General features: G+C 50.4%; 23 protein-coding genes. 10 read left to right on the top strand and 13 right to left on the bottom strand.

The window, feature by feature from the left end; genetic code table 11:
- The first annotated feature begins 63 nt into the window (after positions 1-63).
- Entirely contained in the window at positions 64-942 is an 879-nt protein-coding gene (locus FH871_RS26095; RefSeq protein WP_138994363.1) for an SMP-30/gluconolactonase/LRE family protein, read from the top strand.
- An 18-nt stretch (positions 943-960) separates the two neighbouring features.
- On the opposite strand, the gene FH871_RS26090 is transcribed toward FH871_RS26095, so the two are convergent.
- Together FH871_RS26090 and FH871_RS26085 are read right to left on the bottom strand one after the other, a co-directional pair.
- The gene (locus tag FH871_RS26090; RefSeq protein WP_138994362.1) at positions 961-1,617 is read right to left on the bottom strand and encodes an NAD(P)-dependent oxidoreductase; all 657 of its coding nucleotides are present in this window, start codon (positions 1,615-1,617) and stop codon (positions 961-963) included.
- A gap of 83 nt (positions 1,618-1,700) precedes the next feature.
- Entirely contained in the window at positions 1,701-1,943 is a 243-nt protein-coding gene (locus tag FH871_RS26085) for a type B 50S ribosomal protein L31 (RefSeq protein WP_138994361.1), read from the bottom strand.
- Between the two features lie 482 nt (positions 1,944-2,425).
- Between FH871_RS26085 and FH871_RS26080 the strand changes: the two genes are divergently transcribed.
- Both FH871_RS26080 and FH871_RS26075 read left to right on the top strand, forming a co-directional pair.
- Positions 2,426-4,885 carry a ribonucleoside-diphosphate reductase subunit alpha gene (locus tag FH871_RS26080; RefSeq protein ID WP_138994360.1) on the top strand — a complete coding sequence of 820 codons (2,460 nt, stop codon included), beginning with the start codon at positions 2,426-2,428 and terminating at the stop codon, positions 4,883-4,885.
- A 104-nt stretch (positions 4,886-4,989) separates the two neighbouring features.
- Positions 4,990-6,024, top strand: a complete 1,035-nt coding sequence (locus FH871_RS26075; RefSeq protein ID WP_138994359.1) for a helix-turn-helix domain-containing protein — start codon at positions 4,990-4,992, stop codon at positions 6,022-6,024.
- Between the two features lie 367 nt (positions 6,025-6,391).
- Here the strand turns inward: FH871_RS26075 and FH871_RS26070 are convergent, their stop codons facing one another.
- The 3 genes from FH871_RS26070 to FH871_RS26060 form a co-directional block, all read right to left on the bottom strand.
- On the bottom strand, positions 6,392-6,775 hold the full coding sequence (locus FH871_RS26070) for a HEPN domain-containing protein (protein WP_138994358.1): 384 nt from the start codon (positions 6,773-6,775) through the stop codon (positions 6,392-6,394).
- The gene (locus tag FH871_RS26065; protein ID WP_138994357.1) at positions 6,772-7,101 is read right to left on the bottom strand and encodes a nucleotidyltransferase domain-containing protein; all 330 of its coding nucleotides are present in this window, start codon (positions 7,099-7,101) and stop codon (positions 6,772-6,774) included. The genes FH871_RS26070 and FH871_RS26065 overlap by 4 nt, the downstream gene beginning before the upstream one ends.
- A gap of 78 nt (positions 7,102-7,179) precedes the next feature.
- Positions 7,180-8,256 carry a hypothetical protein gene (locus FH871_RS26060; RefSeq protein ID WP_138994356.1) on the bottom strand — a complete coding sequence of 359 codons (1,077 nt, stop codon included), beginning with the start codon at positions 8,254-8,256 and terminating at the stop codon, positions 7,180-7,182.
- A gap of 214 nt (positions 8,257-8,470) precedes the next feature.
- On the opposite strand from FH871_RS26060, the gene FH871_RS26055 reads away from it, so the two are divergent.
- Both FH871_RS26055 and FH871_RS26050 read left to right on the top strand, forming a co-directional pair.
- Positions 8,471-9,487 (top strand): TrkA family potassium uptake protein, encoded by a 1,017-nt coding sequence (locus FH871_RS26055; RefSeq protein ID WP_138994355.1) that lies wholly within the window; start codon positions 8,471-8,473, stop codon positions 9,485-9,487.
- A 108-nt stretch (positions 9,488-9,595) separates the two neighbouring features.
- On the top strand, positions 9,596-10,450 hold the full coding sequence (locus FH871_RS26050; RefSeq protein ID WP_138994354.1) for a DMT family transporter: 855 nt from the start codon (positions 9,596-9,598) through the stop codon (positions 10,448-10,450).
- On the opposite strand, the gene trxA is transcribed toward FH871_RS26050, so the two are convergent.
- On the bottom strand, positions 10,440-10,766 hold the full coding sequence (gene trxA / locus FH871_RS26045) for a thioredoxin (RefSeq protein WP_138994353.1): 327 nt from the start codon (positions 10,764-10,766) through the stop codon (positions 10,440-10,442). The genes FH871_RS26050 and trxA overlap by 11 nt on opposite strands.
- An 82-nt stretch (positions 10,767-10,848) precedes the next feature.
- The gene (locus tag FH871_RS26040; RefSeq protein WP_138994352.1) at positions 10,849-11,328 is read right to left on the bottom strand and encodes a hypothetical protein; all 480 of its coding nucleotides are present in this window, start codon (positions 11,326-11,328) and stop codon (positions 10,849-10,851) included.
- A gap of 120 nt (positions 11,329-11,448) precedes the next feature.
- Here FH871_RS26040 and FH871_RS26035 point away from each other — a divergent pair, with 120 nt between their 5' ends.
- Positions 11,449-12,258 carry a methyltransferase domain-containing protein gene (locus tag FH871_RS26035; RefSeq protein ID WP_138994351.1) on the top strand — a complete coding sequence of 270 codons (810 nt, stop codon included), beginning with the start codon at positions 11,449-11,451 and terminating at the stop codon, positions 12,256-12,258.
- A gap of 73 nt (positions 12,259-12,331) precedes the next feature.
- Here FH871_RS26035 and FH871_RS26030 read toward each other — a convergent pair whose 3' ends face one another.
- The 3 genes from FH871_RS26030 to FH871_RS26020 form a co-directional block, all read right to left on the bottom strand.
- On the bottom strand, positions 12,332-13,249 hold the full coding sequence (locus tag FH871_RS26030) for an FKBP-type peptidyl-prolyl cis-trans isomerase (protein WP_138994350.1): 918 nt from the start codon (positions 13,247-13,249) through the stop codon (positions 12,332-12,334).
- Between the two features lie 84 nt (positions 13,250-13,333).
- On the bottom strand, positions 13,334-14,392 hold the full coding sequence (locus FH871_RS26025; RefSeq protein ID WP_138994349.1) for an MBL fold metallo-hydrolase: 1,059 nt from the start codon (positions 14,390-14,392) through the stop codon (positions 13,334-13,336).
- Between the two features lie 12 nt (positions 14,393-14,404).
- The gene (locus FH871_RS26020; protein WP_138994348.1) at positions 14,405-15,388 is read right to left on the bottom strand and encodes a fasciclin domain-containing protein; all 984 of its coding nucleotides are present in this window, start codon (positions 15,386-15,388) and stop codon (positions 14,405-14,407) included.
- Positions 15,389-15,572: 184 nt separating this feature from the next.
- Here FH871_RS26020 and FH871_RS26015 point away from each other — a divergent pair, with 184 nt between their 5' ends.
- Entirely contained in the window at positions 15,573-16,175 is a 603-nt protein-coding gene (locus FH871_RS26015) for a DUF1080 domain-containing protein (protein ID WP_114406773.1), read from the top strand.
- Between the two features lie 113 nt (positions 16,176-16,288).
- Here FH871_RS26015 and FH871_RS26010 read toward each other — a convergent pair whose 3' ends face one another.
- Complete coding sequence (locus FH871_RS26010) at positions 16,289-17,236, bottom strand: class I SAM-dependent methyltransferase (RefSeq protein WP_138994347.1); 948 nt, start codon at positions 17,234-17,236, stop codon at positions 16,289-16,291.
- Between the two features lie 265 nt (positions 17,237-17,501).
- Here FH871_RS26010 and FH871_RS26005 point away from each other — a divergent pair, with 265 nt between their 5' ends.
- From FH871_RS26005 to FH871_RS25995, 3 genes are all read left to right on the top strand, one after another.
- Positions 17,502-18,008: a DUF2939 domain-containing protein gene (locus FH871_RS26005; protein ID WP_138994346.1), complete on the top strand. Its 507-nt coding sequence runs from the start codon at positions 17,502-17,504 to the stop codon at positions 18,006-18,008.
- A 93-nt stretch (positions 18,009-18,101) separates the two neighbouring features.
- Entirely contained in the window at positions 18,102-19,502 is a 1,401-nt protein-coding gene (locus tag FH871_RS26000) for a sulfatase (protein WP_229317580.1), read from the top strand.
- A 335-nt stretch (positions 19,503-19,837) separates the two neighbouring features.
- Entirely contained in the window at positions 19,838-20,545 is a 708-nt protein-coding gene (locus FH871_RS25995; RefSeq protein WP_138994345.1) for a hypothetical protein, read from the top strand.
- 68 nt (positions 20,546-20,613) lie between these two features.
- On the opposite strand, the gene FH871_RS25990 is transcribed toward FH871_RS25995, so the two are convergent.
- Entirely contained in the window at positions 20,614-22,176 is a 1,563-nt protein-coding gene (locus FH871_RS25990; RefSeq protein WP_138994344.1) for a SusD/RagB family nutrient-binding outer membrane lipoprotein, read from the bottom strand.
- A 16-nt stretch (positions 22,177-22,192) separates the two neighbouring features.
- Positions 22,193-25,639 (bottom strand): SusC/RagA family TonB-linked outer membrane protein, encoded by a 3,447-nt coding sequence (locus FH871_RS25985; RefSeq protein WP_138994343.1) that lies wholly within the window; start codon positions 25,637-25,639, stop codon positions 22,193-22,195.
- Positions 25,640-25,849: the final 210 nt, after the last annotated feature.

The following is a 25,849-nucleotide window of genomic DNA, read 5'->3' as shown; positions in this document are numbered from 1 at the left end:
GCTTGCGTCAGCCACCGTAAACTGAAAACCGAAAACCGAAAAAATACCGTAAGCCGAAAACTTATGAATCAGAACAACTGGGAAATTGTATTGGAACATTCCTGCCAATTGGGCGAAGGCCCGGTTTGGGATGCGGAAAAGCAACGCATTTTATGGGTGGACATTCTGCCGGGCGAAATCCATTCGTTCGATCCGGGCAGTAGTGAACACCGGGTTTTTAAAACCGGGCAGATGGTGGGCGCCATTGCCATTCAACCCGCCGGCGATTTGATTGCCGCACTTCAGCACGGTTTTCATACCATTTCGCTGGAAAATGAAACCGTCGTTCCGATCACCGATCCGGAAGTTCATCTGCCCGGCAACCGGTTCAACGACGGAAAATGCGACCCGGCCGGGCGGTTTTGGGCGGGAACCATGTCGATTACGGACGAACCCGGCGCTGGCGCGTTATACATGCTGAACGAAGATCATTCGGTTTCGGTCAAAGTCGACAAGGTCACCTGTTCCAACGGGCTGGCGTGGAGCCTCGACCACCGGCTGTTGTATTACATCGACTCGCCAACCCGGCAGGTGGTGGCCTACGACTATGACGTACACACGGGTACGATTACCAATAAGCGGGTGGTCATTCAGTTTGAGGAAGCGGACGGTTTTCCGGATGGCATGACCATCGACGAAAAAGGCATGCTCTGGATTGCGCTTTGGGATGGCTGGAAGGTGGTTCGGTGCAACCCCAACACCGGCGAACGGCTTCAGCAGATCGACTTGCCTGCCGCCCGGATTACGTCCTGCACGTTCGGGGGCGCGTCGCAGGACGATTTGTACATCACCTCCGCCAAAACCGGATTAAGCCAGCAGGAACTGGCCGAACAACCGCTGGCGGGCTATCTGTTCGTGGTTAAAAACACCGGCATCAAAGGCGCAGGTAGCCCGGAACTCTGATTGGTGGGGTGTGAGTGCCTACACCTCCGAAATCGTAACCGCTTCTTTGGGATAATCACCGGTTTTGTAAATCTCGACCATAAATCGGGCGACGTTGGAGCGGCTGATGGTCAGATTGGGTTTCGGCTCATTGTTAATCGTAATCCGGACTTGTCTCGGCTTCTTTGAATTCGTCAGCCCGACGGGGCGAACCGCCGTCCAGTCGCTCGGCGAAGCGGCCAGTAAATGCTCCTGACGCTCGTGATCGCGGTAGGCGACGCCCACGTTGCTGTAGTTGATGACGAAGCGGAACCAGGCGGGAATGTCTTTTTTGGTTTCGTTGACGCCCCAGGCGGTGGTGACAATAATCCGTTTGATGTGCAGTTCGTTGGCGACCTCGAGCACGTTGCGCATCGTGTTGGAGAGAAAGTCCTTCGGGGTTCGCAGACTGCTCCACGGAAAATCGGAGGTTCGGGAGATGTTGAGGGTACTCAAAACCGCATCGCAGCCGAGCATGGCGAGCCGGAGCGCCGTTCGGTCGAGCTTTTTGCTTTCGAACAACTTGAGGTTGCGGGACGTCATTTTTACTTTATCGATATCCCGGACCAGCGCGTGAACGGAGATACCGGCTTTCAAAGCCTGATCGAGCAATTCTTTTCCCGTGCGACCCGTGGCACCGAGTATCAATATTTTCATCGTACCGCTAAGTTACGTGTAAAGAAAACAAAAAAGCCGCCATCAGAATGGTCTGATGGCGGCTTTTTCAGGTGTCGATAGGATTACTTCTTACCGTACCGTTTCAAGAATTTATCAACGCGACCCGCGGTGTCGAGCAGAACGTTCTTGCCGGTGTAAAACGGGTGTGATTCCGAACTTACTTCGACTTTCACAACCGGGTAGGTGTTGCCTTCGTATTCGATGGTTTCCTTCGTTTGAATGGTCGAGCGACTCAGGAATTTGTGATCGCTGGTCAGATCCCAGAATACGACGTCTCTATATTCCGGATGGATGCCTTTTTTCATGACAATGGTAATATTATAAAATAAATCAGTTCTGGAACGGTCTCACCACCAGCACAGTTAGAACGTGTCGGTAGATTTAAGGAGTGCAAAGGTAAAGAGTTTCCGACTGGATTCCAACCACTTCGCTCGCTTTTGTTTAAATCAAAAAAAGTATGTTACTCTTGATTGATTTTTTAGTGCTTTTTCGGTAATTTGGGTAACAATTCAGTAACAATCAGAGTTTTAGCACAGGGTCTATACCGTTCGCTAAATTTAGCCTATCAACTTTTTTAGACCATATTTTCGATAGGCTTTCGATAAGTTATTCTGCGTAAGGTCTTAACAGTTTCTTAACACAGCCACCTGTTTTAATAATTCCAAGTTCGCAGAGCACGAGTGAACATTCCGCTTTGCTTTGTTGTAGTACTGCTTAGTACCTTTAAGCAACCAATCGAGAGGCATCATATCCTATATATCTACTTTACAACATTCCATATCATATTATGTACGTACTCAAGCGTGATGGCCGCAGGGAATCGGTCAAGCTCGACAAAATCACCGCCCGGATCGAAAAACTGTGTTACGGTTTAGATCCGGCCTACGTTCAGCCGATCGAGGTATCGATGAAAGTGGTGAACGGGATCTACGACGGCGTCAAAACGACGGAACTGGACAATCTGGCGGCTGAGACAGCGGCTTCGATGACCACCCGCCACCCGGATTATGCGATTCTGGCTGCCCGCATGGCGATCTCCAACCTGCACAAAGAAACCAACAAGTCCTTCTCAGGAACCATCAAGCGGCTGTACAACTACGTTGACCCCAAAACCGGTGAAAACGCAGCCCTGATTTCGAAGGAAGTGTATGACGTGGTTCGGAAAAATGCCGCTCTGCTTGATTCTACGATCATTTATGACCGGGATTACGGCTACGATTATTTTGGGTACAAAACGCTCGAAAAATCGTATTTGCTGAAGATGGAAGGCAAAATTGCCGAACGTCCGCAGCACATGCTGATGCGCGTGGCCGTCGGCATTCACATGGCCGACGTCGAAGCGGCCGTTGAAACCTACAACCTGCTGTCGGAAAAGTGGTTTACGCACGCGACGCCGACGCTGTTTAACGCCGGAACGCCAAAACCGCAGATGTCGAGCTGCTTCCTGTTGTCGATGAAAGACGACAGCATCGAGGGCATTTACGACACCCTGAAACAAACCGCCAAGATTTCGCAGTCGGCGGGTGGTATTGGTCTGAGCATTCACAACATCCGCGCAACGGGTACGTATATTAAAGGAACGAACGGAACCTCGAATGGGATCATTCCCATGCTCCGCGTGTTTAACGACACGGCCCGCTACGTCGATCAGGGCGGTGGAAAGCGCAAAGGTTCCTTTGCGGTTTACCTGGAACCCTGGCACGCCGATATTTTTGATTTCCTGCAACTGAAGAAAAACCACGGCAAGGAAGAAAACCGCGCCCGTGACCTGTTCTACGCCCTGTGGGTGCCGGATTTGTTCATGAAACGCGTGGAAGACAACGACGTCTGGTCGCTGATGTGTCCGCACGAATGCCCCGGCCTGGCGGATACCCACGGTGAGGCTTTTGTGGAACTCTACGAACAATACGAACGCGAAGGGCGGTATCGTCGGCAGGTAAAAGCGCAGGATCTGTGGTACGAAATTCTGGAATCGCAAACCGAAACCGGAACGCCGTACATGCTGTTTAAGGATGCGGCCAATGCCAAATCGAACCAGAAAAACCTGGGTACGATCAGGTCGTCGAACCTTTGTACCGAGATCATCGAGTACACTGCGCCCGACGAAGTGGCGGTTTGTAACCTGGCGTCGATTGCGTTGCCGAAGTACATTGTGAAAGGGGCCGACGGGATTTCGCGTTTCGATCACCAGAAGCTTTACGACATCACGCGGGTTGCGACCAAGAACCTCAACAAAATCATCGACATCAACTATTATCCGGTTGAGGAAGCCCGTCGGTCGAACATGCGCCACCGCCCCATCGGGCTGGGCGTTCAGGGGCTGGCCGATGCGTTCATCATGCTGCGGATGCCGTTCGAATCGGAGGAAGCGAAGCAGTTGAACAAGGATATTTTCGAGACGATTTACTTTGCCGCCATGACGGCGTCGATGGAGCTGGCGAAAGTGAACGGCCCGTATGAAACCTGGAAAGGCTCGCCGATTTCGCAGGGCATCTTCCAGTTCGATATGTGGGGCGTTACGCCGGACTCGGGTCGTTGGGATTGGGAATCGCTGCGGAAAGAAGTGGTTCAGCATGGCGTTCGGAACTCGCTGCTGCTGGCACCGATGCCAACGGCTTCGACCAGCCAGATTCTGGGCAACAACGAATGTTTCGAGCCGTTTACGTCCAATATTTACGTCCGTCGCGTGTTGTCAGGTGAGTTCGTGGTGGTCAACAAGTATTTGCTGCGCGACCTCGTGAAACTCGGCATGTGGAACGACCGGATGAAAAACATGCTGATTGCCGCCAACGGCTCGGTGCAGAACATTCCGGGTATTCCGCAGAACATCAAGGATCTGTACAAAACCGTCTGGGAGATCAAGCAGAAAACCGTCATCGACATGGCCGCCGACCGGGGTGCGTTCATCTGCCAGTCGCAGTCGCTGAACATTCACATGGTGGATGCCAACTTCGGCAAGCTGACGTCGATGCACTTCCACGCCTGGAAGCGCGGACTGAAAACCGGGATGTATTACCTCCGCACGAAAGCCGCAGCCGACGCCATCCAGTTTACGGTGGAGAAGCAGGCCGAGTCGCAACTGGAGCCGGTGTTGGCCGAAACGATGGAAAAACCGTTGAACTACGAAAAATACGCCCAGGAAGGAGCAGCCGCTCATCCGCAACTGGTCAGCGACGCCGAAACCGCTTATGCCGCGATGGTGTGCTCGATTGACAACAAGGATGATTGTGAGGCTTGTGGGAGTTGAGATGATTAAAAAAGAAACCCAGCCTTTAAGCTGGGTTTCTTTTTTATAAGGATACTTGAATTGGAATGAGAGCCTTTTTTATATTTTACTTATATCCGTAACTTATGAATTTTAACTTTGAATTGGATTCCAAAGGCTATTTAAAAAGAAGAGAAAGTATCGACTTAGAATACAAGCAAAATTTCCATAGAGAAGAGATCGCTAAATATGCCAAGACCATAGCGGGAATGGCTAATAATAAAGGTGGACAAATTATTTTTGGTGTAAAGGATAAGCCTCATATTCCTATGGGAATGACTAATGGCAAATTCCGTGATTTCGACCCTGTAACATTAGAACAATTTATCAGAGATTATTTTTCTGAAGAAATACACTGGTCTTTAGATATATTACCTTATGCAGAGAAAGAATTTGGCAGAATAATTATTGAAGAAAGCAACCGCAAGCCAATAGTATGCAAAAAGACTAAAGATAACCTACTTAGGGAGGCTGCGGTATATTATCGCTATAGAGGTGAAAGTAGAGAGATTGGCTATTCTGAGCTAAGGAATATTCTTGATAAGGAGCGTGAAAAAGAACGCTTATTATGGATGAAGCATATAAGTGCTATTTCATTAGCTGGACCACAAAATATACATTTACTGAATTCTCATTTAGGGCAATTAACTATTGGCGATAAACAGGTGGTACTTGACAAACAAGTACTAAAAGAAATAAATTTTATAAAAGAGGGCCAATTTACGGAGTTAGATGGCGCTCCAACGCTGAAGTTAATAGGTGAAATCAGATCAATTGATCAAGAGGAATTAACGGCTGTTTCAATTGATGTAATGTATCCTAACTTCACGGCAGACTTAATCAGACGGTTAAACTTGAATTCTCATGAACTCAAATGTGTAGTATGGAAGCTTGAATTAAGACGTAATCCAATTTATCATGCTGAAGTCAGCTTAGGACCGAAATCGAATTCAATATCAAAATATTCTGAACAAGCAGTTAAACATATATTAGATTGTATGTCAAGTGAGGTTTTTATTACTACTTGCTTAGAAGAGTACAAGGCCTCACATCCATATAAAGCTCCAATACGTAATAGAAGGAATAGAATAGCTTCGTCCAGAAATAATCTTGATCGTTAATAACGACATAAAATGCACATAAATAAAAGCCGAATCAGGGAAAAATAAACCTAAATACAGCCTGAAATCGGCTATATGAAGTACAAAGGTATTGGTGTGGAAAAGCCTGTGGTTGGGCCGAAGATCTAAATGAAATATCCTAAATTGACGGCGTATTTGACGAGTGTTAACTATTGTAACTGCAAAAAAACTATTAAATAATCTCCCGAATTTGCCAAAACCGGGTTTTATAAAACGAATGAAGAAACTGTAGCCGCGAAAGTCCGGCTGGTTGAAAATATGCCGGCAAACGCTAATTGGAAATCGTTCAAGAAAGCTGATAAATTACTTTAAATACACTCAAGAAAAGGCATTGTTAGTGAGGAGTTTACACCTCCGAAAGAAAGCTTTTTATACGTCGAATAAAAGTTTCGGCATTAGTGATCACTTGATTGGCATCCTGTTCATTTGCTTCGTAGCGAATTTCATAATCACTTAACTGACGCTGACGAAAAGCGTTTGAAAGCATGCGACCGTATTCGGGTTCAAGAAAACCGTCCTTGATGAAATGTTTGGAAAATAATACCGACAACCCTTTATGGGTGACTGTTGTCTCTCCTCTGGTTAACAGAGCCGCTTCCGCAGCATAAAACATCGCGTAATAAGCTCTGGAAATAGCTGCTTCATAACTTTTTCGCTCAAAATAAAGATACTGAGCATCTTCCAGTGCCTTATCGGTTTTCTCAAGTAGAAGTGAAATTAAATCATTCATAAAGCCCGGCCTTCCCGCTTTATATTATAATACAAAGGACTGGTCGATGCACCAAACTGCTGCTGGGTAGTGGGAACAATCTGAATCGATTTTTCGTAAGCCAGTTCCAATTCAAAAGCAAAATCACCCATTGCGTCGAGTTCCTTAAAAGGTGAAATGGTTTTGTCACGTAGCACGACCAGAATGTCTACATCCGAATACTCACCAGCGTCACCACGAGCATAGGACCCAAACAAATACAACGCTGCCAGACGATCTTGGTAAAGCCGCCGGGCTTCTTCTTTGAAGGAAGTCAATAAAGGCTGAATCGTGGTTTGGTCCATCATTGTTAAATAGCAAGGCTAAAATACAAGTTTACTGCGCGAATACCGCTTTATCACCACACAACGTCCCCACCGGCCCCCTTATTTTTTATGCCTAGCCAGCCACCGGTCCACGGTGCCGGTGATCGAAAACCGGACGTCTTTAAACCGCTCGGGCTTGGGCGTATTCAGGGCCTGCTGGAGCTTGACGATGCTGGGGTAAAAATCAGCACTCCGGTTGAGGAATTGCCCATCGAGGGCGCGCAGCAACTGGTCGATGCCGTACATATCGAAGCTCCAGTGCTGGAGGTTGTTGCTGTCTTTGATATCCGCCCGAATGCTGGCCGATAGCCGACCAATGCTCGCGTTCAGGGGACCGACAAACTGCTCGGGATGCTCCACCGCGTTGCCATCCAGAAAATAATACACCTCCTTATACCGCCAATCACTCTGCAGCAACGCAATCAGTTCGGCTTCCCAGTTCGGATGTGCTTTGATTTTGGCGAGAGCCGCCTGCCTGACGTCATCGGACTGATACCGACCGGAATACCCCAGCAGGTTGACAATCGGATCATCGACTTTTTGAGCCGCAATCGTCTCCAGATGCTCCCGGTGAATGCGGTCTTCCTGCTCGGCTCGCTGGGCCATTTCGGCCTCGGCCGACCGGGCAGATTCACGAACGTAACCCACCAGTAAACCGCCGGAAAATATGACACCAAGGCCCATTGCTACCCAAAACGAACCCTTGAGGGCGGTGAGCGGAAGCAGCGAGGGACCAGCAGAAGGAAGCGAGAGAAAACACGGGATCAGCCAGAACAGCGGTATCCAGACCTGCCCCTGCCGGACGGCCAGCCCGTGCAGAAAAGCCGGATAGAGCGTATCGCTGTGCCACTCCCATTTGAATAGCGCACAAAAAAACGTGGTCAACGCCACCACCAGCCAGGCAAAGAAAACCAGCGGAGTCCGGGTGCCTCCCTGGATAACCCAATCAAACCCGCCCCGGACGTTTAGCGCAATCGTTAGGATCAAACTGGTCAGGACAAAACCGGCCCCCCAAAAGAACAGGCCCAGCCCGTAGCCCATGGCGTTTTCGCCAACCAGCGAAGGTTTGGAGGCCGTAAACAAGGTTAGGCTAATGAAGCAGACGGTCGTGAGGACCGCAAAGATGTAGGCAAGCATGGTGATTTTAAGGTTACGGGGGATGGGGCGAAATATAGCGGTTTAGGGGGAATTCTTAAAAAGTTTGTTGTGCAAAGCCAAAGCCATCTGTTAGGTAACTGAATTATTGGTACTGGTTACTTTTTTCAAAATATAATTTTACAAACCATGGATTCGATCTGTTAATGTACTGTTGAAATTAGTATTTTTGAAATTATATCTATTTTTGGATTGTATGTTTAAAGGCCGTCAGCGGTATTCCCTCCTCATCCCCTTTCTGATCATCGTTGCCATTTCGTTCATGGGGATTGGCGGGTATATGTACATCGAAGAGTACAACTTCATCGACGCCCTGTACATGACCGTCATTTCGATTACCACGGTGGGCTACACGGAGGTAAAACCATTGTCGCCCAATGGACGGCTTTTTACGGTTCTCCTGCTGATTTCCAGCTTTACCACGTTTGCTTATGCCCTGGCACTCATTACGCAATACGTTGCCAGTGGCGAATTGATCAACTATTTTAGACAACGGAAAATGGTTAAACAGATTGATGAACTCACCAACCATGTGATTCTCTGCGGGCTGGGGCGAAACGGACAGGAAGCGGCCATCACGCTGCGCCAGAACAAAGTGCCGTTTGTGGTGATCGAGCAAAACGAGGAACGCGTTCGGTCGTATATGGCTAAAAACGAATCGCTGCTGTATTTGATCGGGAACGCTACCGAAGACGAAACGCTCCAGAAAGCCGGCATCGCCCGGGCGAAGGCCTTGCTGACCGCCCTGCCCACCGACGCCGATAACGTCTTTATCGTGCTGAGCGCCCGCAGCCTGAATGAGAAACTGACCATCATCAGCCGGGCGTCGCAGCACTCGGCGCTGAATAAACTGCGCAAAGCCGGAGCCAACAAGGTCGTGATGCCGGATAAAATTGGGGGCGCCCACATGGCCAGCATCGTGAGCCGCCCCGATGTCATGGACTTTCTGGAATACCTGACGGGCTACGCTGAGAGCGGTTCCATTGTCGATGTGATGGAAATTGGTAAGTTATCGAAAGATTACGAGGGCGTTTCGCTCCAGCAACTCATCGATGACCACCTGGCCGAAGGCATCGTCATCGCCATCAAAACTACCAGCGATTACCTCATCACACCCAGCCCCAATTTGCCCCTTGAACGAACGATGAAGTTGTTTTTTCTCCATAAAATCAACGTCCGGAACGGTTCGATGGAAGTGGTGCAGAAAGCCTGACCAACGACGGTTTTTAGAGAATAGGCAGCCGTGACCGCCGGTTCGATTGCCGGAGCAGAATCCGATGACTACCTTTGCCGGTCCTCTGAAATTATCCCCAAACCGGTAATGTCTTCCCGCCTGAGTCTGATTATTGGCATTCTGTGCATCAGTATTTTTCCGGTTCTCATCCGGGCCACGCCGATTTCCGGCATCAGCGATGCGTTTTACCGCATGAGCATTGCCACGGTGCTGATCTGGCCTTACGTACTTTTAAGTGGAAAATGGCAGGCTAAAACCCTGCGCTACTGGAAACCCATTCTGGTATGCGGGCTGTTTTTTGCGTCCGATATTGTTGTCTGGAACCTGTCCATCCAGGAATCGACCGCCACGCAGGCAAGTCTGCTCACCAACCTGTCGCCCATCTGGGTAGGAATCGGCACGTTCCTGTTTTTTCCCGACAAACCGACGAAATACTTCTGGATCGGGACGGCCACGGCGCTGGTCGGACTGGTCCTTTTGATGGGCGTCGAAGTGTTCCTGACCATGCAATTTGACCGGGCGTTTTTCCTGGCTGTTCTGTCGGGGCTGTTTTATGCCGGGTATATTGTCGTCAGCAAGACGGTTTTGGATAAAGTCCCGATTCTGAACTTTATGGCTTCGAGCATGACGGTGTCGAGCCTGTATCTGGTGCTGCTGTGCGTCGTGTTGGGCGAGCCGCTGTGGGGCTTCGAACCCCGGATTTGGGGCTCCCTGGTGGTTCAGGCGGTGGTTTGTCAGCTTTTGGGCTGGATTGCGGTCAGCCATGCGCTCCAGAAAATCGATGCGCAACGGGTTTCGCTGAGTCTGCTCAGCCAGGCTATCGTGACCGGTTTTCTAGCCTGGCTGTTTATCGACGAGAAAATAACGTTTCAGATGGTTCTGGGCGGAATCATCATTTTGCTGGGCATTGCGATCACCTTCCGGCGGCCGGTTAACCCGTAACCTGCCGCACCATCGCTTCCAGCTTCTGAAGCGGCAGTACACCCGATTGCCGCCAGATGATTTTTCCCTTGTGAAACAAGATCATCGTCGGAACGCTCTGAATCTGGTAGGTGCCGGAAGCCCAGCGGCTTTTGTCGACATCCACTTTGATGATGCGCAATTTGTCGCCGGTTCGTTCGGCGAGTTGTTTCAGCGTGGGGGCCAATACTTTACAAGGCCCGCACCAGTCGGCGTAAAAATCGACCAGCACGGGCTTGTCGCCCCGGATAATATCATGAAATGATTCGTTCTGTGTCGTGTTTGCTGTGTTGCTCATACCCATTGCCGGGCAAAAGAGACACCGGCAAAGGCATAACAACGCGATTCGTCAGGAAGTTTTACCAGGGACGATTTTGACTTTATTTACCGGATTGCACCGTTTGATTGTTCAGGTTGGTGAGGGCGCAGACGTGAATAATCTTCCATTTACCACCGATTTTTTCAACCACCCGGGATTCTTTCGAGGTGGTTTTGCCGTGGCTGTCGATCAGCATCTGGTCATACCACACAAAGGCCATTTTTCCGTTCTGGTGAATTTCGTAGTTCGTGTTGTAGATGGACACACTGTCGGCCGGCCTGGAGCTGTTAAACTGGCTCTTGAACTGCTTTTCCATGTTGTCCCACCCTTTGATCAGGGTAAAATCTCCGCCGTATAAATTAGCCGCAAAATAGATGTAAGGTGTGTGTGCCCAGCAATCCGCCCATTTTTCTTTGTCTCGCTTGAAGAAACCCTCCGTCTCATCGTAAAGAACCTTTTTGATGGCTACCTGATCGTTCTGTCCCCATCCGGGAAGAACCGTGCCAACCATGACGACGCATAAAACCAGAAGCTTTTTCATGATCGTATAGGGGAATGGTATAGGATGAAGATATAGACTTTTATTGTAGTAATCAAGTATTATTTTGTATTTTATCGGCTCATGCGTCTACCATAAAAATCAATCCGTACTTTCGGCTCCATGTCAAATCAAACTGCTACCAGCCGGGCTGAAATGCCAAAGGCTGCCAACCCGGTTCTGGATCGCCGAACCGTTGAAAATGCCAACCGGAATTTGTTGAAACACCTGAAACCAGGCCTGTCGGTATTGGATGTGGGCTGCGGTTCCGGAGCCATCACGCGCGGCATGGCCGAACGGGTGGGGCCACAGGGCCGCGTGGTGGGCATCGACCCGAGCGAAACCCTGCTTTTACAGGCCCGCCAGCAGGCTGGCAATTTCCCCCAGCTCACCTTTCAAACGGCGGATGTATACGATTTTGAAACCGCTGAACAATTCGATCTGGTCACCTGCGCCCGTGTGCTGCAATGGCTTGCCCGCCCGGAAGACGCCCTGGCCCGGATGGCAAAATGGGTGAAACCGGGTGGGGTGCTGGCCGTACTGGACTACAATCACGAAAAGGTGGAGTGGACGCCCGAACCGCCCGATACCCTGACGAAATTCTACGGGGCGTTTCTGAAATGGCGGCAGGAAGCCGGTTTCGACAATGCCATTGCGGACCATCTCAAAGACCAGTTTCTGCGGATTGGTTTCGAGAAAATAACGATTGAACCACAGTTTGAAATCAGCAAGAAAGAGGATGCGACCTTTGTGGAAACCAGCCGTATCTGGTCGGAGGTGGCCCATCTGCGCGGACCGCAACTGGTGAAAGACGGATATATTTCGGAAGAAGACCGGACGGCCGCCATCGAAGACTATGACCGGTGGATTGCCACAACCGGCGAATCCATGCAGTTGTATTTACTGGCGGTTGAAGGGCAGAAGAACGGCTAAAACCGGTATTCGGTTTACGGTGGCTGACGCATGCTTTCTCAATTTAACGCGTCAGCCACTGTAAACCGTCAATTTACTTGGCCGATTTAACGGTTATTTCAAAAGCCAGAGGTGTATAGGGAGGGACGACGTAATTGCCTTTGGAATCAGAACTGCCCTGCGCGCCATAACCGATTCCGGACGGGAAAACCAGCAGGGCTTTGTCGCCAACCGAAAGCAGAGAAATCCCTTTGTCAAAACCAACGATGTATTGTCCGGAACCCAGTTTGATCGTCAGGGAGTCGCTCTTATCAAAAGGAGCCGTTCCTCTCAGGGTATTGGCAGTGTAAGCGACGGTAACGGTTTGCCCGGCCGTGATCCGTGCCCCCGTTCCTTTGGAAAGCCGGTAGACCCGAACACTGTCAGAACCTTGTGCTAATGCGATCGTGTCTGGGCTCGGCAGCTTTTTGAGGATAGCGTAATCGCCCATCTGCTGAATTTGTGAGCGGGAGCGATTGAGCTTGACGTCAAAAATAACCGCACTGTACTCCGGCATTTTACCACTACGGTCGTCGCTGCCAAAGGCCAGGTTGTTAGGCATAAAAAACCGACCCGTCTGGCCTTCTTTCATCAACAAAAAACCTTCTTCCAGCCCTGGAACAACCACGCCGGCCAGAAAAGGAATATAAGCCGGTTTGGTTCGGTTGGCGCTGTCAATCAAAACCGCCTTTTTCGTGGTCGGATCGATGTAGGACAGCGTATAGGTAAACTCCAGTTCTTCGTTTGGCGTCGCAGCTTTGGCGGTCGAGGGTGTGGGCGTAATAATGTAATACAGCCCTGAAAGGGTTGACGTTACCTGATCCTGTAACTGGTTAGCTGTCAAATGATCCTTGATCTGCTGGATGTTTTGTTCCACCGTTCCGGCACTCGGATCATTGAAATTATTCATACAGGAAACCAGTCCGACCGCCAGAAACAAGGCAATAAGCGCACTCAGATGTTTAGAATTCATGCTCGCAATTAAAATTGAATTGATAAGGTGTAACTGTATCCATGACCCCACCTTTTGAAAAACCGTTGCAACGGCCGGCAAAAATTACGGTACCAGGCGGCCTTCACCTTCCCGTAAGGTCCAGAAACGCGTGGCTAGTTCAGGCCTGGTGGTGAGGGCTTTACGCAATTCCTCGACGGGTTCGTTTTCCCCGTCGTCGGCCAGCGGAAAGGTGCCGTAATGAATGGCCACGCTCTGTTGCGACCGAATGTCGTCGTGAATCCGGACGGCCTCGGCGGGCGAGCAGTGAATGGGCGACATGAACCACGTCGGCCGAAAAGCACCAATCGGAATCAGCGCAAGCCGGATGGGACCAAACTGCTCCCCGATTTTCCTGAAAAACGAACCGTAGCCCGTATCTCCGACAAAATACAACTTTCCGGCCGCCTGGCTATCGATCAGAAAACCGCACCAGAGTGTGGCGTCACGATCGAACATGCCCCGCCCGGAGAAATGCTGTGCCGGAACGCAGTGGATCTTGGTGCTGTCGTTATAGGCCAGCGAGTCGTTCCAGTCCATTTCAGTCACGTTTTGGCAACCCTTTTCTTCCAGAAATGCTTTCACCCCCAGCGGGCAATAGACTTTAGGCTGGTCGCGCCGACAAAGTTTCTGAACCGTCTCAATGTCCAGATGATCCCAGTGGTTGTGACTCAGCAGCAGGATATCAATTTTGGGAATATCCTCGAAACGAAGGCCGGGCGGGCGGTTTCGCGCCGGACCTACCCACTGAAAAGGGCTGGTGCGTTCGTACCAAACCGGGTCGGTCAGCACGTTCAGGCTGTCGAACTGGAGCAAAACCGTTGAGTGATTGACAAACGTGATGCGCACCGGAGAGCCGCCAACGCGACCGGGTGGGCGAGGACCGGGCGGTTCGTTGCGGAAAGCCCCCCACGGTTTTTTGTCGCTGCCCGACAACATCCACTCGAGGGCTTCCATCAAGCCTTTGGCTTTCACACCGTTGTAATTATGGAATTGTTTCCCATCGAAATGGTCGGTAACCGGTCCTTTGTATCCAGGTGCGGAAATTAAATAACCAATCGTAAGAAGAACGGCAACGGCAACGACGATAAAGACCAGTAAACCCAGCAGAATTTTCGGAACCATACGGTGGGCAGATTACAGCAACACCTTGTCGATCTTGTGAACAACGCCGTTGGTTGCGGTTCTGTTGGCGCTGGTGACAGTGGCCGGCGAAGTCAGGCCTTTGCTCTTCACGGTCACCGTCGTGCCAGTCGCGGTCACCGTCAGTTTGCCGGTGCTGTACGCCGTCACCTCACCCGTGGTCAGATCATTGGAATAGAGACGACCCGCTACGACATGGTTGGCCAGAATGGCGGTCAGGGCTGTCACCGGCACTTTATTGATCGTATCGGCCGTGCTGAGTTTCAACGCCCGAAACGCGCTGTTGGTGGGCGCAAAGGTGGTGTAAGGCTGCGTTCCGGTCAACACGGCCGCCAGCGTTGGGTTGACGGCGGCAATCCGCAGGGCGGCAACCCCCAGCAACGACAGACTGGTGTCGGCCTGAACCACGCCCACCAGACTGCCTCCGCTGCCGGTTGGGGGTGGCAACAGGATGCGGTCGATGACGTGCATGATGCCGTTTGCGGCTTTTACGTCGGGCGTGATCACTTTGGCGCCGTTGATGAATAAACCGCTGGTGCCGTTGGTAACGTAGGCGACAACCGCCTGGTTGTTGATGCTCAATGAGGTTTGAACCGCCTTATTCTTTTCCATCGGAAAACCGGAGGAGGCCACGGCGGCTTTCAGAACATGGTATTGCAGAATGCCGGTCAACTGTTCTTTGGTCAGGGCCGTCAGTGAGGTCGCATCCGCAACACCCGAAGCGCGGAAAGCCGCGTCGTTGGGGGCAAAAACCGTCAGATTTGGATTTTTGAACGCATCGAGTTGACCCGCCTGGAGAATAGCCGCTTCCAGAATGGTGAAGTCGTTGCTTTCAACGATCAGATCAGCAACGGTTTTGGGTTGCGCAGATGCCGTATCTTCCTCTTTGTCACAACTGGTGGTGAATGTAAAAAGAGCGGCTACAACCGCCAGCAGCAAGGCCCGGGACCGGGGCGTGGACAAACGTGTTTTTTTCATGTAAAAGCGATGGATGAGTAAGATTAAGTGGACAATCAGGTCGGACAGATGGATCAGCTTGCTATCTTTATGCCGGTACAGTTCAAAACGAAACCGGTAGTATGTTTATTGGACAAAACCAACCGGTTACAACTACGTTACAAAACTACCAAATCCTTTGTTAAACTTACTTTTTTGATAACCCATGAAAGAAAAATTGCTCGTATTGGTTCTCCTGGTTGTGGTGTCGGTTGGTTTTATGGCACCAACCAAAAAAGTCCGGCTATTCAACGGAAAAGATTTGACGGGCTGGAAAATCTACGGTACTGAAAAATGGTATGTGGCGGATGGTGAACTGGTCTGCGAAAGCGGCCCCGACAAAGGCTACGGGTATCTGGCGACCGATCAATTTTATAAAAACTTTGACCTGTCGCTGGAGTTCAAACAGGAAGCCAACGGCAACAGTGGCGTTTTCATCCGGTCGACGGTGGAAGGAACGAAAGTGAGCGGCTGGCAGGTCGAGGTGGCGCCCCCGAACCACGATACGGGCGGTATTTATGAGTCTTACGGCCGGGGCTGGCTGATCCAGATTCCCGACGAAAAAGAGAACATCCTGAAGCCGGAGCAGTGGAACAAACTGCGGATTCGGGCCGAGGGCGACCGCGTGCAGACCTGGCTCAATGGCCAGCAGATGGTCGATCTGAAGGACGAAAAAATCGGGAAAGGCGAAGGCGGAGTGGCCTTGCAGATTCACGACGGGGGCGGTATTAAGGTCCGGTGGAAAAACCTGGAGCTGAAACCATTGTAAATGAAGGGACGATCACCTTGCCAATTGCCTGGAGCGATTGGCAAGGTGACAACAAGTCCTGAACTATCTATTTGGTATGATAGCAGCCCCTGGCCTACTGAGCAGGAATCTCTTTAATTCTTAATGATAAAAGCGGCCTGATCACCGCTGTTTTTTTTGTTTAATTGCCGGGCGAGCCGTTTGTATTTTTCTTTTTTTAATTTTCGGTCTATATAACCTGAGTACAGGCTTTTTGAGTCTTCGTAAAGCCCGATGTTATTTTTATATTTTTCGCTGTTTGTAAATTGCGCATGGGTAGAATCATAAATAATATCTTCCAGTTTTAGCCCGGCCTTTGAGATTAGCAACTTCATGCTTTCTACCGAGTGAAGAAATAAATGTCGGGGCGCATCCAGTTGAAACCAATCGGTTCCGTAATGTTCCCAGGCGTATGAAGTAACCGTTGGGATCCGAATGACACAAATTCCGCCCGGTTTTAACAATTTAGAAACCGCCAGTAAATGTTCCAAAGGATCTGGAACATGCTCAAAGGAATGATTATAAAGGATAATATCCCATTTTCCTGTAACCGTATAGATTTGATTCTTAACAACTTTATAGCCGTTTGGATAAATGATAGTCTCCTTTATAAAAGGATCTACGCCTTGCACCTGCTTCATTCCTAATTCGTATAAGGGGTATAAAAAAGCCCCCTCACCACTGCCTACATCCAGTATTTTAGACTGCATGGTCAGCGACAAAGAACCTAGAATGTCATATTGCTTTGCCTGAAAAAATACATTTAGAAAGCCGGAAAAAGCGGTTTTCGGGAATAAAGCGGCCTTGTATTTGTACTTTCTGATGACGCCTTTTATTCCTCCGAAAATATCCTTTTCAGGAGCCTCGAATCCATTGTAGCCTTCGGGATAATACTCTGATAAATTGTCGGGGATTTTTTCTATTTGTAAACAATCGCATTGTCCGCACTGGAAGTATATAAATTCTTCGCGTGTACCAAGCATCATTTCTTTTGCTTTGAAATATTTTTTTTCTTGTTCACTTCCGCAGATACGACACTTCATACGACAATTTTAATAAACTTTGTTTTTGACTTTATTACGGTTTTAAGACTAGTTTTAAAGCCTGGTTTTAGAATCGAAAAAATTACTTTTCTTTTGACGAAGATAGTGAACAATCTGGGGAGTATGTACAATAAAGGGTAAATAACATCCATTCAGGGAAGTATACCTGCCGGTGATCGCTACGCTCACGGACTGCGAGTGGCCACGAAACAAAGGTTTTCGTAGTATTGTAGTTCTTGTAGCTTTACAGAAAAATGCACCCGTCATGAAACCGCGTCACTACATTGCCATCGCCGTCCTTGCCGTTCTGGGCATCATTTGGGTTGGACCTTACTATACGGTTTATCAACTCAAAACGGGTGTGAAGGCCAATGATGCGGAAGCGATCGCTGATCAGGTGGACTTTACCCGGTTGCGTCAGAACCTGAAAGACCAGCTCAACGCGCAGGCTGCCAATGCCGTCAACGACCCTAACAACAGCCCCGCTACAGCCATGGTGAAAGGATTGACCGGCCTCTTTGCCGGAGCGGTAGTCGACCGGATGGTAACACCGGCCGGTCTGGCAACGATGATGCGGGGGCAAAAAGTGAACCCCCTGAAGAAGTCCACCGGAGGAACGACCGAGCCGTTCGGGAAAGTGCGTTTTCGGTTCAATTCTTTCAATACGTTTTCGGCCTATGTTCCCGACAAGGACGGGAATGAAATCCGCTTTGTGCTCACGCGCGACTGGTTCGATTGGAAGCTGACGAATGTGATTCTGCCGCTGGAGTAAGGCGGTTTTACCAACTCGCGGCTGACCCGTTCCGGTCTCCGGCCTGCGCTATTTCGTACGGTGAAATTTCTGAAAAATCTAAAAACAGCGTCTATGATGACTTCCCGGAATCGACTTTTATTCGGTTTGATCCTACTTGGCAGCGGTTGGCTGGGGCTCGCCGTAACGCCCTCCCCGGTGGCTACCAAACCCAACGTCATCATCATCATGGCCGATGACCTGGACAGTCGGCAGTTGAGTTGTTACGGCGGGAAAAACCTGAAAACGACCCACATCGATGCGCTGGCAAACGAAGGCTTGAAATTCAATCACATCTACGCGTCCGAAGCCATGTGTGTGCCGACGCGGGCCTCGCTCTTTACGGGTTTGTATCCGGTGCGGCACGGATCATTCCAGAACCACAAGCCGGTTTATGATACGCTGAAAAGCGTTGGCCATTACCTGGCGGATCTGGGTTACCGGGTTGGACTAACGGGCAAAGACCACAGCACCAAACCCAAAACCGTCTTTCCATTCGAGATCGTGACCGGTTTTGAACCCAACTGCGTGGCCCCGACGGACGACTACCAGTTGAACGATGTCCGGAAATTTATCACCCGCACGAACCAGCCGTATTGCCTGTTTGTCATGAGCATCAATCCGCACACCCCCTGGACGGTGGGCGATACCACCGAGTTCGATGCGGACAAATTGATTCTCCCCGCCAATTGGATCGATACGCCGGTGACGCGCCGGCAGTTTGTCAAATACCTGGCTGAAGTCCGGCGACTGGACGAGCAGGTGGGCGAAATTACCCGCTTGTTGAAAGAAACCGGTCAGGACAAGAACACCATCGTCGTGTTTCTGGGCGAACAGGGCGCGCAGTTCCCGGGCGCAAAATGGAACCTCTGGGATGTGGGGCAGAAAAGTTCGATGGTGGTCAAATGGCCCGGAACCGTCAAAGCCCGGACTGAAACCGACGCGCTGGTTCAATACGAAGACATTACCCCAACCCTCGTGGATCTGGCGGGTGGCAAACCCATTGCCGGGCTGGACGGCCAGAGTTTTCTGCCGGTTTTGCTGGGGAAAAGCCCGAACGCGCGCCCGTATGCCTACGGGATTCACAACAACATTCCCGAAGGAAATCCTTACCCGATTCGCAGCATCCGCGACACCCGCTACAAACTCATTCTGAACCTGACACCCGATGAAGCGTATTACAACCGGTTTATGATGAACGCGAAGCAAAAAGACCGCAATTCGGTCTGGTTCTCCTGGATCGATCAAGCACCGAACGATCCGAATGCCAAGCGGATCACGGACCGGGTTGTGAAACGGCCCGCCATCGAATTTTACGATACCCAGAAAGACCCCTGGGAACTTACCAATCTGGCAACGGACCCGACTCACCAAAACCGGATTAGACAATACCGGCAGAAACTGGAAACCTGGATGAAACAGCAGGGGGATGCCGGAGCTGCACTCGATATCGTTTACGCTAAAAAGAAGGAATAACGGTTTGGAAGGCCGGGAAACCGGCTCGGTTCGCTTTGATTTTCTTAGCAGTTGGAAGCACGGTTTTGAGGTACGCTGAAAAAGTAGAAATGCAACCGTTTTGAGGAGGGAAAAAGGTTATAAAGAATCTCTGAGACGGTTTTAGGTCACTAAGTGGTTTTTTGTTAACGCCGTTATCGTTCGCTTATTGCGAACGATAATAGAAAGAAGGTAGAATAGGTGAAAATTAGAAAAAGATATTTAAAGTCCTTACAACGCCAACTGTATTTTTTTTAGTCTTTACACAGAACTGTATTCATTCATAATTCTATAAATAGACACGTTGTATAACTATCATGAAAATATCTTGTCGTTTTATAGCGGTTATTTTTTGTCTTGGTTCCATCTCCTTAAAGGCACAAATTCTTAAGGATATAAAATGGGGATTGTTGGGGAGTATTTCTAATACAAACTTTAATAACATTAGACCTTTTTCTCGGTACTCGACTACTGGATTTAAGAGCGGTATTTTTGCGAATCGACAACTTAACTCCCAGTATGAATTGTTACTGGCATTAAATGTATCTCGTTATGGTGGTGTATCTTATTTATCAACACGAATTATTGTTCCGCAAGCAAATTACGATTCTACCTTCCATACGGTTGATAAATACTTGTTTACATATCTGAACCTCTATCCCCAGGTAAGATATTATCCGAGTGTTTCTGGAAAAATAAAACCGTTCATGGGATTCGGTTTATTGGCTGGTTATTTGTTGAAAGCAACAGGTTATCAATACACTGACAAAGGCGATCTATATCATTCGTCCAACGAGCGTTTTGCATTTTATAAAGTCAATTTTGGCGTTAATATTGATGTAGGGATAAAAATGCTTATAGGCAATGAACCGGTTTGGCTTTCTATTTCTTATGAACCTGGCCTGACCAACAATGGCAAAGGTTGGAGGTATAATGCAGATATCAAAGGTTTCAGGACTCATGCTCTAAGTTTGAATCTTTTTGCCCAATTAGCCACTAATTTTATCCGCCACCCAAAAAAATAGCACCAGGAAGATCCCGGTGCTATTTTGTTTGTCAATTTAATCGGTACTCGAAAACGATCTATCGTTGCCTATTTATCCCACCAGACAACGCTGGAAAGCGTGTTGGTGCCGCCCTGCCGTGTTCGTGCTTCGATGAAATTGGTTTTGTTGTACGTTTCTTCTGAATCGGGAACCACGAAGCGGGTTGGGATTTTTCCGCCCGTCAGGTTGCCCGGATAATTGGTCGGCGTCAGCACCGGATAGCCGGTCCGGCGCCAGTTGGCAAAAATCTCGTATTCGTCTTCCAGGAAAAGCGATACCCACTTTTGGGTCTGGATCTGTTCCATTTGCTGCGCTACGGTTCCGCCGGTTTTATACGGATTGAGGGCCAGATACGCGTTGATCTTGGCCTCGGAAATCACCCCACCGGTTCCGAACAGCGACCATTGCCGCATCCCGGCTCTGACGGCATTGGCATACGCCGTTGCCGCCGTTGTTCCGCTGGCCCAGCCGCGTACGGAAGCTTCTGCCAGCAACAGGTTCGTTTCGGCATTCCCAAACACGATCAGGGGCGCACTGTATTTCAGCAGCGTATTCGGATTCGGTTCAGAAAACGAGTTGAAGTTGGCCGGCAGGTTGTTGAAAGCCGCGTTGGGCATTCCGCTTTGCAAAGCCGTTGTGGTGTCGGCCGTAAACGTTTTGCCATCGGCGGACGTCCAGACAATGGAAATCACGTTCAGACGCGGATCTTTGGTGTTTTTCAAATAATCGATCAGCGTTTTGGCAAATTTGCCGCCTTCCACGTTGTCGCCACCGGGCGTGATGTAGTCTGTACTGAGCAAACCGTTGGCGATGAAATTCCGGCTGGCGGTTTGCGAACCGTCCACGTAGGCAATGACGGCCCGGTCGGCATCCTCCAGAATCACGCCCCCGGCGATGGCTTTTTCCACCCAGGTTTTGGCCGTGGCCGCATCCACTTCGGTCAGGCGCATGCCCAGCCGCAGCATCAGCGAGTAGGCGAATTTTTTCCATTTCACCACGTCGCCCCCAAACATCAGGTCGGCTGAGCCGAAAGTCGCTTTGGTTGCATCGAAAGCTGCAATCGACTGTTCCAGTTCTTTCAGCAGATCCGCGTAAATAGCCTGCTGGGTGTCGTATTTGGGGCCGTAATTTTTGTCAGAAAGCGCTTTCCCGGCGTCGAAATACGGAATGTCGCCGTACAAATCCGTTAGCCGGTGGAACACGTACGCTTTCCAGATGCGGGCTGCCGAGAGTTTATTTACACTGGCTGGATTGGTCGAAACCGCATCGATCACCTGGCGGATGGAAACGACCGCTCCCTGCCCGGCACCGGTTCCGGCGTAGGCATTCCAGTTGCCGGTCGAATATCCGAAGTTAAAGTATTTGTCACCGGCCGCTGGTACCTCCTTGTAAGTAGCAAAGTGCTGCATCGACTGTCCGATGGTCAGGTAAGCCGCCCCCGTAAAGTTGGTGCTTACGCCGTCCAGCAAGGCGCGGGTGAACATGTATTCGGGAATGACTTCGGAATATTTATTGGGGTCCACGTTCATTTCCTCAAAACCCTTGTCGCAGGAAGACAACAGGAGGAACAACGGGGCCGCACACAGTATTTTTTGGATCAGACGCTTCATCGTGAGATAGTTTTAATTAGAATTTCACCATTAAATTCACACCAAGACTGCGGGTTCTGGGTACCCCAAAGGCTTCCAGACCCTGGGCGTTGGTGCTCGTATAGCCCGATTCAGGATCGAAATACTGGTTCTTTTTGTCCTTGTACAGAATGGCCAGATTCCGCGCTACGAGGGAAATCGAAGCCGATTGCAGTTTCAGGAACGACAACTTGCTGACGGGCAGGTTGTAGCTTAAAACCACCTGACGAAGCTTCACAAAGTCGTTGTTGAACATGAACATGGCGGTGTAATTCTTGTCGTTGTCGTAGTAGGTGTCCACCTCTTCTTTTTTCCAGGTTTTGGTAAACGGATTGCCTTCGGGGGTTACACCGGTTACGGTTACGCCGGTTTCACGACCCGGCAGCGTTTCCTGCGGCAGACCAAACCGGTAGGCATACTGGTACAGGTTCGAATACACGATGCTGCCGAATTTGCCGTCGATCAGGAAGTTGAGCGAGAAGTTTTTATACCGGAAATTGTTGGTAATTCCCATCGTGAGCGGAGGAGTGCCCTGCCCGATTTCCTGCAAGTCGCCCCGAACGGCATAACCGCTGGCGGTGTTGAAAACCACATTGCCGTTGGCGTCGGTTTTCTTGCGGTATCCCCAAACGGTTCCATACGGCCGGTTCAGGACGTTCCGCACCAGACCACCACCCACACCGCTGCCGACGTCGATGCCGGTCAATCCTTGGGCCAGCCGCTCGATTTTGCTTTTGTTGTAGGCCATGTTGTAGCTAACATCCCAGCCAAAGGCACCCTGGCTAATGGGTGTGCCGGTCAGCAGCAGCTCAACGCCTTTGTTACTCAGTTCACCCACGTTCAGCAGGGCCGAGGTGTAACCCGACGACAGGGCAATGTTGGACGTTACGATGTCGTCCGTGGTTTTCCGGTTATAGAACGTCAGGTCGATGCCCAGACGGTTGTTCAGGAATTTGGCTTCAAGACCGCCTTCGTAGGTGGTCGAAGTCAGCGGTTTCAGATCCGGGTTGGGCACCTGCGACGATGACAACACCTGCACCGGACGACCGTTGTGACCACCCTGCTGCATCGAATAATACTGATAAATCTGGTAGGCATTCACCGTGGCACCGCCCACCTGCGCCCACGAAGCCCGCAGTTTGGCAAAACTGATGGCTTTCGGCAAGCGGAACGCATCCGACAGAATCAGCGAGCCACCGATCGACGGGTAGAAAATGCTGTTGCTCTTCGGGTTCAGCACCGAGAACCAGTCCTGCCGACCGGAAACCGTCAGGTACGCCAGCCCTTTGTAGCCAAAATCGACTGAACCAAACACGGAATTGATCGCACTTTTCAGATACGTCGGCGTGGTCGTCGATGCGGCCAGGTTGGTGTAGCTGTAGAAATAAGGCACCGTAAACTCGCTGCCCGCAATCACCGTCTGGTCATAAATGGCACGTTGCGAATTGGCTCCCAACATCGCCGTGAAACTCAGTTCCTTGAAAAACGTGGTGTTATAGTTCAGCGTCAACATGCCGTTGGTTTCCGACGATGTCGTTTTCCGGGCTTCATACGTTCCCAGCGGCTGGTAGGCGTTGTTGGTCGGCTGTACGTATTCCGACGAGAAGCTGTAATAATCCTGGCTCACGCTGCCTTTCAGATACAGGTTGTCCAGAATGTCGTAACGAATGCTTCCCTGACTCAAGAACCGGTTTTTGGTGTCGTCATTTTTGAACTTGTTGACCACAAAATAAGGGTTCGGGGCGGCCGGGACCGGGTTCCATTCCACTTCTTTGCCCGTCAAAGGGTCATACCCCGGCGAAAGGCTGCGAATATCGACCACGTTGGCCACCAGATACGTCGCCCAGTGCGGGTTCATGTCGGCATACCCCACTTTGGGGCGGTTTTTGCCTTCTTCGAGGTTATACTGGAACACGGTTTCGATGCTCAGTTTTTTGCCCAGAAAGGCGTTCAGGTTCAAATTGGCGATTCGGCGGGTGAACGACGAGTTCGGCACAATGCTGTTGGAACTGGTGTTGTTCAGGCCCAGGCGGAAATTGACCGATTCGTTGCCGCCCGTGAAAGCTACCGAGTTGATGTAGTTGCTTCCGGTGCGGTAGAAGTTTTTTAGGTTGTCTTTCTGGGGCGAATACGGGTGCAACTGGCCGTCGACCTGGATGGTGGGCTGGCCATCCATCCGTGCGCCGTACGACAGGCGTCCCGTACTTTTGGCTTCGGTCAGCGTGGTCGGTTTTTTGCCGTCCAGACCCTGACCGAATTCATACTGCCAGTTCGGAATCACGGCGATGTCTTCAAACGTCGTGTTGCTGTTGATTTCCACCCCGATTCCCTTCTGACCGCGTCCTTTTTTGGTCGTGATCAAAATTACCCCGTTGGAAGCCCGGGCGCCGTACAGAGCCGCTGCGGGGCCGCCTTTCAACACGCTGATGGATTCGATGTCGTCGGGGTTGATCCCGCCAATGCCGTCACCCCGGTCAACGTTCATCCCGTTGCCGTCCGAAGCCGTGCCACCACCCGGGATGCTGTTGTCCATCGGCATCCCGTTGATCACATACAAAGGCTGGTTGTTGCCGTTCAGCGAACCGTTCCCGCGGATGATGATGCGGCTCGAACCACCGGGGCCGGTGGCCATACCGGTTGCGTTTACGCCGGCAATTTTACCGGTCAGGGCGTTGGCGACGTTGTTTTCGCGGGCCTGCGTAAATTCACTGCCTTTCACCTCCGAAACGGAATAGGCCAGCGCTTTTTTCTCCCGCGCAATCCCGAGAGCCGTTACAACCACCTCGTTCAGCGACTTGGCTTCCGGGGACAATTGCACCGAAAGCGTTGTCTGGTTGCCCACCGTTACTTCTTTTGAAGTATACCCTACGAAGCTGAAAATCAGGACGGCAGTCTGGACTTCCGCATCCGGAATCTCCAGTTTGTATTGCCCTTCGGCGTCGGAAGAAGTTCCCCGCTGGGTGCCTTTCACCAGAACGCTGACGCCGGGGAGTCCGACGCCGTTTTCGTCCGATACCTTCCCCGTCACATTGCGTTTGGGCGCTTCTTTGACACTAGCTGGTGCGACTTCGACCGGACCCGGAGCGCGTTTCAGGATAATTTTGTCCTGCACGACTTCGTAAACCACCTTGTGCGGGGTCAGTATTTTTTCCAGCACTTCCGAAAGCGCTTCGTCCTGGAACCGGAAGGTGTATTTCTGGTTGCTGAAAACCTGGGGATTGTACATGAATTTGACTTTCGTCATCTTCTCAATTTTCTCCAGCGCCTTCTCGACATCGACATTGGTTAGCAGCAGCGTTACTTTTTGTTCCAGCACTTTCTGACCCCGCACGTCATGGGCGTGCGCCAGCGGAGTTAAAATAATGAATAGAGACAGTAGGGATTGATACAGAGCAACGCGCATAATCGTCTGTAAAACAGGATGAACATGTAAGAGTCTTGACATAATGTTGGTCTTGTCGGTTAAAATTCGGCACACTGATTCCCGATCCATCCGCTGGGGATGTAGCAAAATGAACTTAAAAGCGAAGGGGATCAACAGACCGATAATGGTGTCACATTATCGGCTTTATTAAATAGTCAGCAATGAAATTTCTTCATAGGCTTCCGTATTTTTTGTCCACAGGATCGTTAGGTTGGTAATTTTTTAGGGTTG

This window comes from Larkinella sp. C7 (assembly GCF_006149005.1).
In the GTDB taxonomy this organism is placed as follows: Bacteria; Bacteroidota; Bacteroidia; order Cytophagales; family Spirosomataceae; genus Larkinella.
This window is presented reverse-complemented; position numbering and strand designations above follow the sequence as displayed.

Bases quoted from the DNA above. Each gene is read 5' to 3' on its own strand.
- FH871_RS26010 (WP_138994347.1), bottom strand. From the start codon at position 17,236: ATGAAGTGTCGTATCTGCGGAAGTGAACAAGAAAAAAAATATTTCAAA.
- FH871_RS25985 (WP_138994343.1), bottom strand. From the start codon at position 25,639: ATGTCAAGACTCTTACATGTTCATCCTGTTTTACAGACGATTATGCGC.
- FH871_RS26050 (WP_138994354.1), top strand. From the start codon at position 9,596: ATGTCTTCCCGCCTGAGTCTGATTATTGGCATTCTGTGCATCAGTATT.
- FH871_RS26090 (WP_138994362.1), bottom strand. From the start codon at position 1,617: ATGAAAATATTGATACTCGGTGCCACGGGTCGCACGGGAAAAGAATTG.
- FH871_RS26060 (WP_138994356.1), bottom strand. From the start codon at position 8,256: ATGCTTGCCTACATCTTTGCGGTCCTCACGACCGTCTGCTTCATTAGC.
- FH871_RS26025 (WP_138994349.1), bottom strand. From the start codon at position 14,392: ATGGTTCCGAAAATTCTGCTGGGTTTACTGGTCTTTATCGTCGTTGCC.
- FH871_RS26095 (WP_138994363.1), top strand. From the start codon at position 64: ATGAATCAGAACAACTGGGAAATTGTATTGGAACATTCCTGCCAATTG.
- FH871_RS26080 (WP_138994360.1), top strand. From the start codon at position 2,426: ATGTACGTACTCAAGCGTGATGGCCGCAGGGAATCGGTCAAGCTCGAC.
- FH871_RS26020 (WP_138994348.1), bottom strand. From the start codon at position 15,388: ATGAAAAAAACACGTTTGTCCACGCCCCGGTCCCGGGCCTTGCTGCTG.
- FH871_RS26030 (WP_138994350.1), bottom strand. From the start codon at position 13,249: ATGAATTCTAAACATCTGAGTGCGCTTATTGCCTTGTTTCTGGCGGTC.
- trxA (WP_138994353.1), bottom strand. From the start codon at position 10,766: ATGAGCAACACAGCAAACACGACACAGAACGAATCATTTCATGATATT.
- FH871_RS26015 (WP_114406773.1), top strand. From the start codon at position 15,573: ATGAAAGAAAAATTGCTCGTATTGGTTCTCCTGGTTGTGGTGTCGGTT.
- FH871_RS26075 (WP_138994359.1), top strand. From the start codon at position 4,990: ATGAATTTTAACTTTGAATTGGATTCCAAAGGCTATTTAAAAAGAAGA.
- FH871_RS26000 (WP_229317580.1), top strand. From the start codon at position 18,102: ATGATGACTTCCCGGAATCGACTTTTATTCGGTTTGATCCTACTTGGC.
- FH871_RS26055 (WP_138994355.1), top strand. From the start codon at position 8,471: ATGTTTAAAGGCCGTCAGCGGTATTCCCTCCTCATCCCCTTTCTGATC.
- FH871_RS26065 (WP_138994357.1), bottom strand. From the start codon at position 7,101: ATGATGGACCAAACCACGATTCAGCCTTTATTGACTTCCTTCAAAGAA.
- FH871_RS26070 (WP_138994358.1), bottom strand. From the start codon at position 6,775: ATGAATGATTTAATTTCACTTCTACTTGAGAAAACCGATAAGGCACTG.
- FH871_RS26040 (WP_138994352.1), bottom strand. From the start codon at position 11,328: ATGAAAAAGCTTCTGGTTTTATGCGTCGTCATGGTTGGCACGGTTCTT.
- FH871_RS25995 (WP_138994345.1), top strand. From the start codon at position 19,838: ATGAAAATATCTTGTCGTTTTATAGCGGTTATTTTTTGTCTTGGTTCC.
- FH871_RS25990 (WP_138994344.1), bottom strand. From the start codon at position 22,176: ATGAAGCGTCTGATCCAAAAAATACTGTGTGCGGCCCCGTTGTTCCTC.
- FH871_RS26085 (WP_138994361.1), bottom strand. From the start codon at position 1,943: ATGAAAAAAGGCATCCATCCGGAATATAGAGACGTCGTATTCTGGGAT.
- FH871_RS26035 (WP_138994351.1), top strand. From the start codon at position 11,449: ATGTCAAATCAAACTGCTACCAGCCGGGCTGAAATGCCAAAGGCTGCC.
- FH871_RS26005 (WP_138994346.1), top strand. From the start codon at position 17,502: ATGAAACCGCGTCACTACATTGCCATCGCCGTCCTTGCCGTTCTGGGC.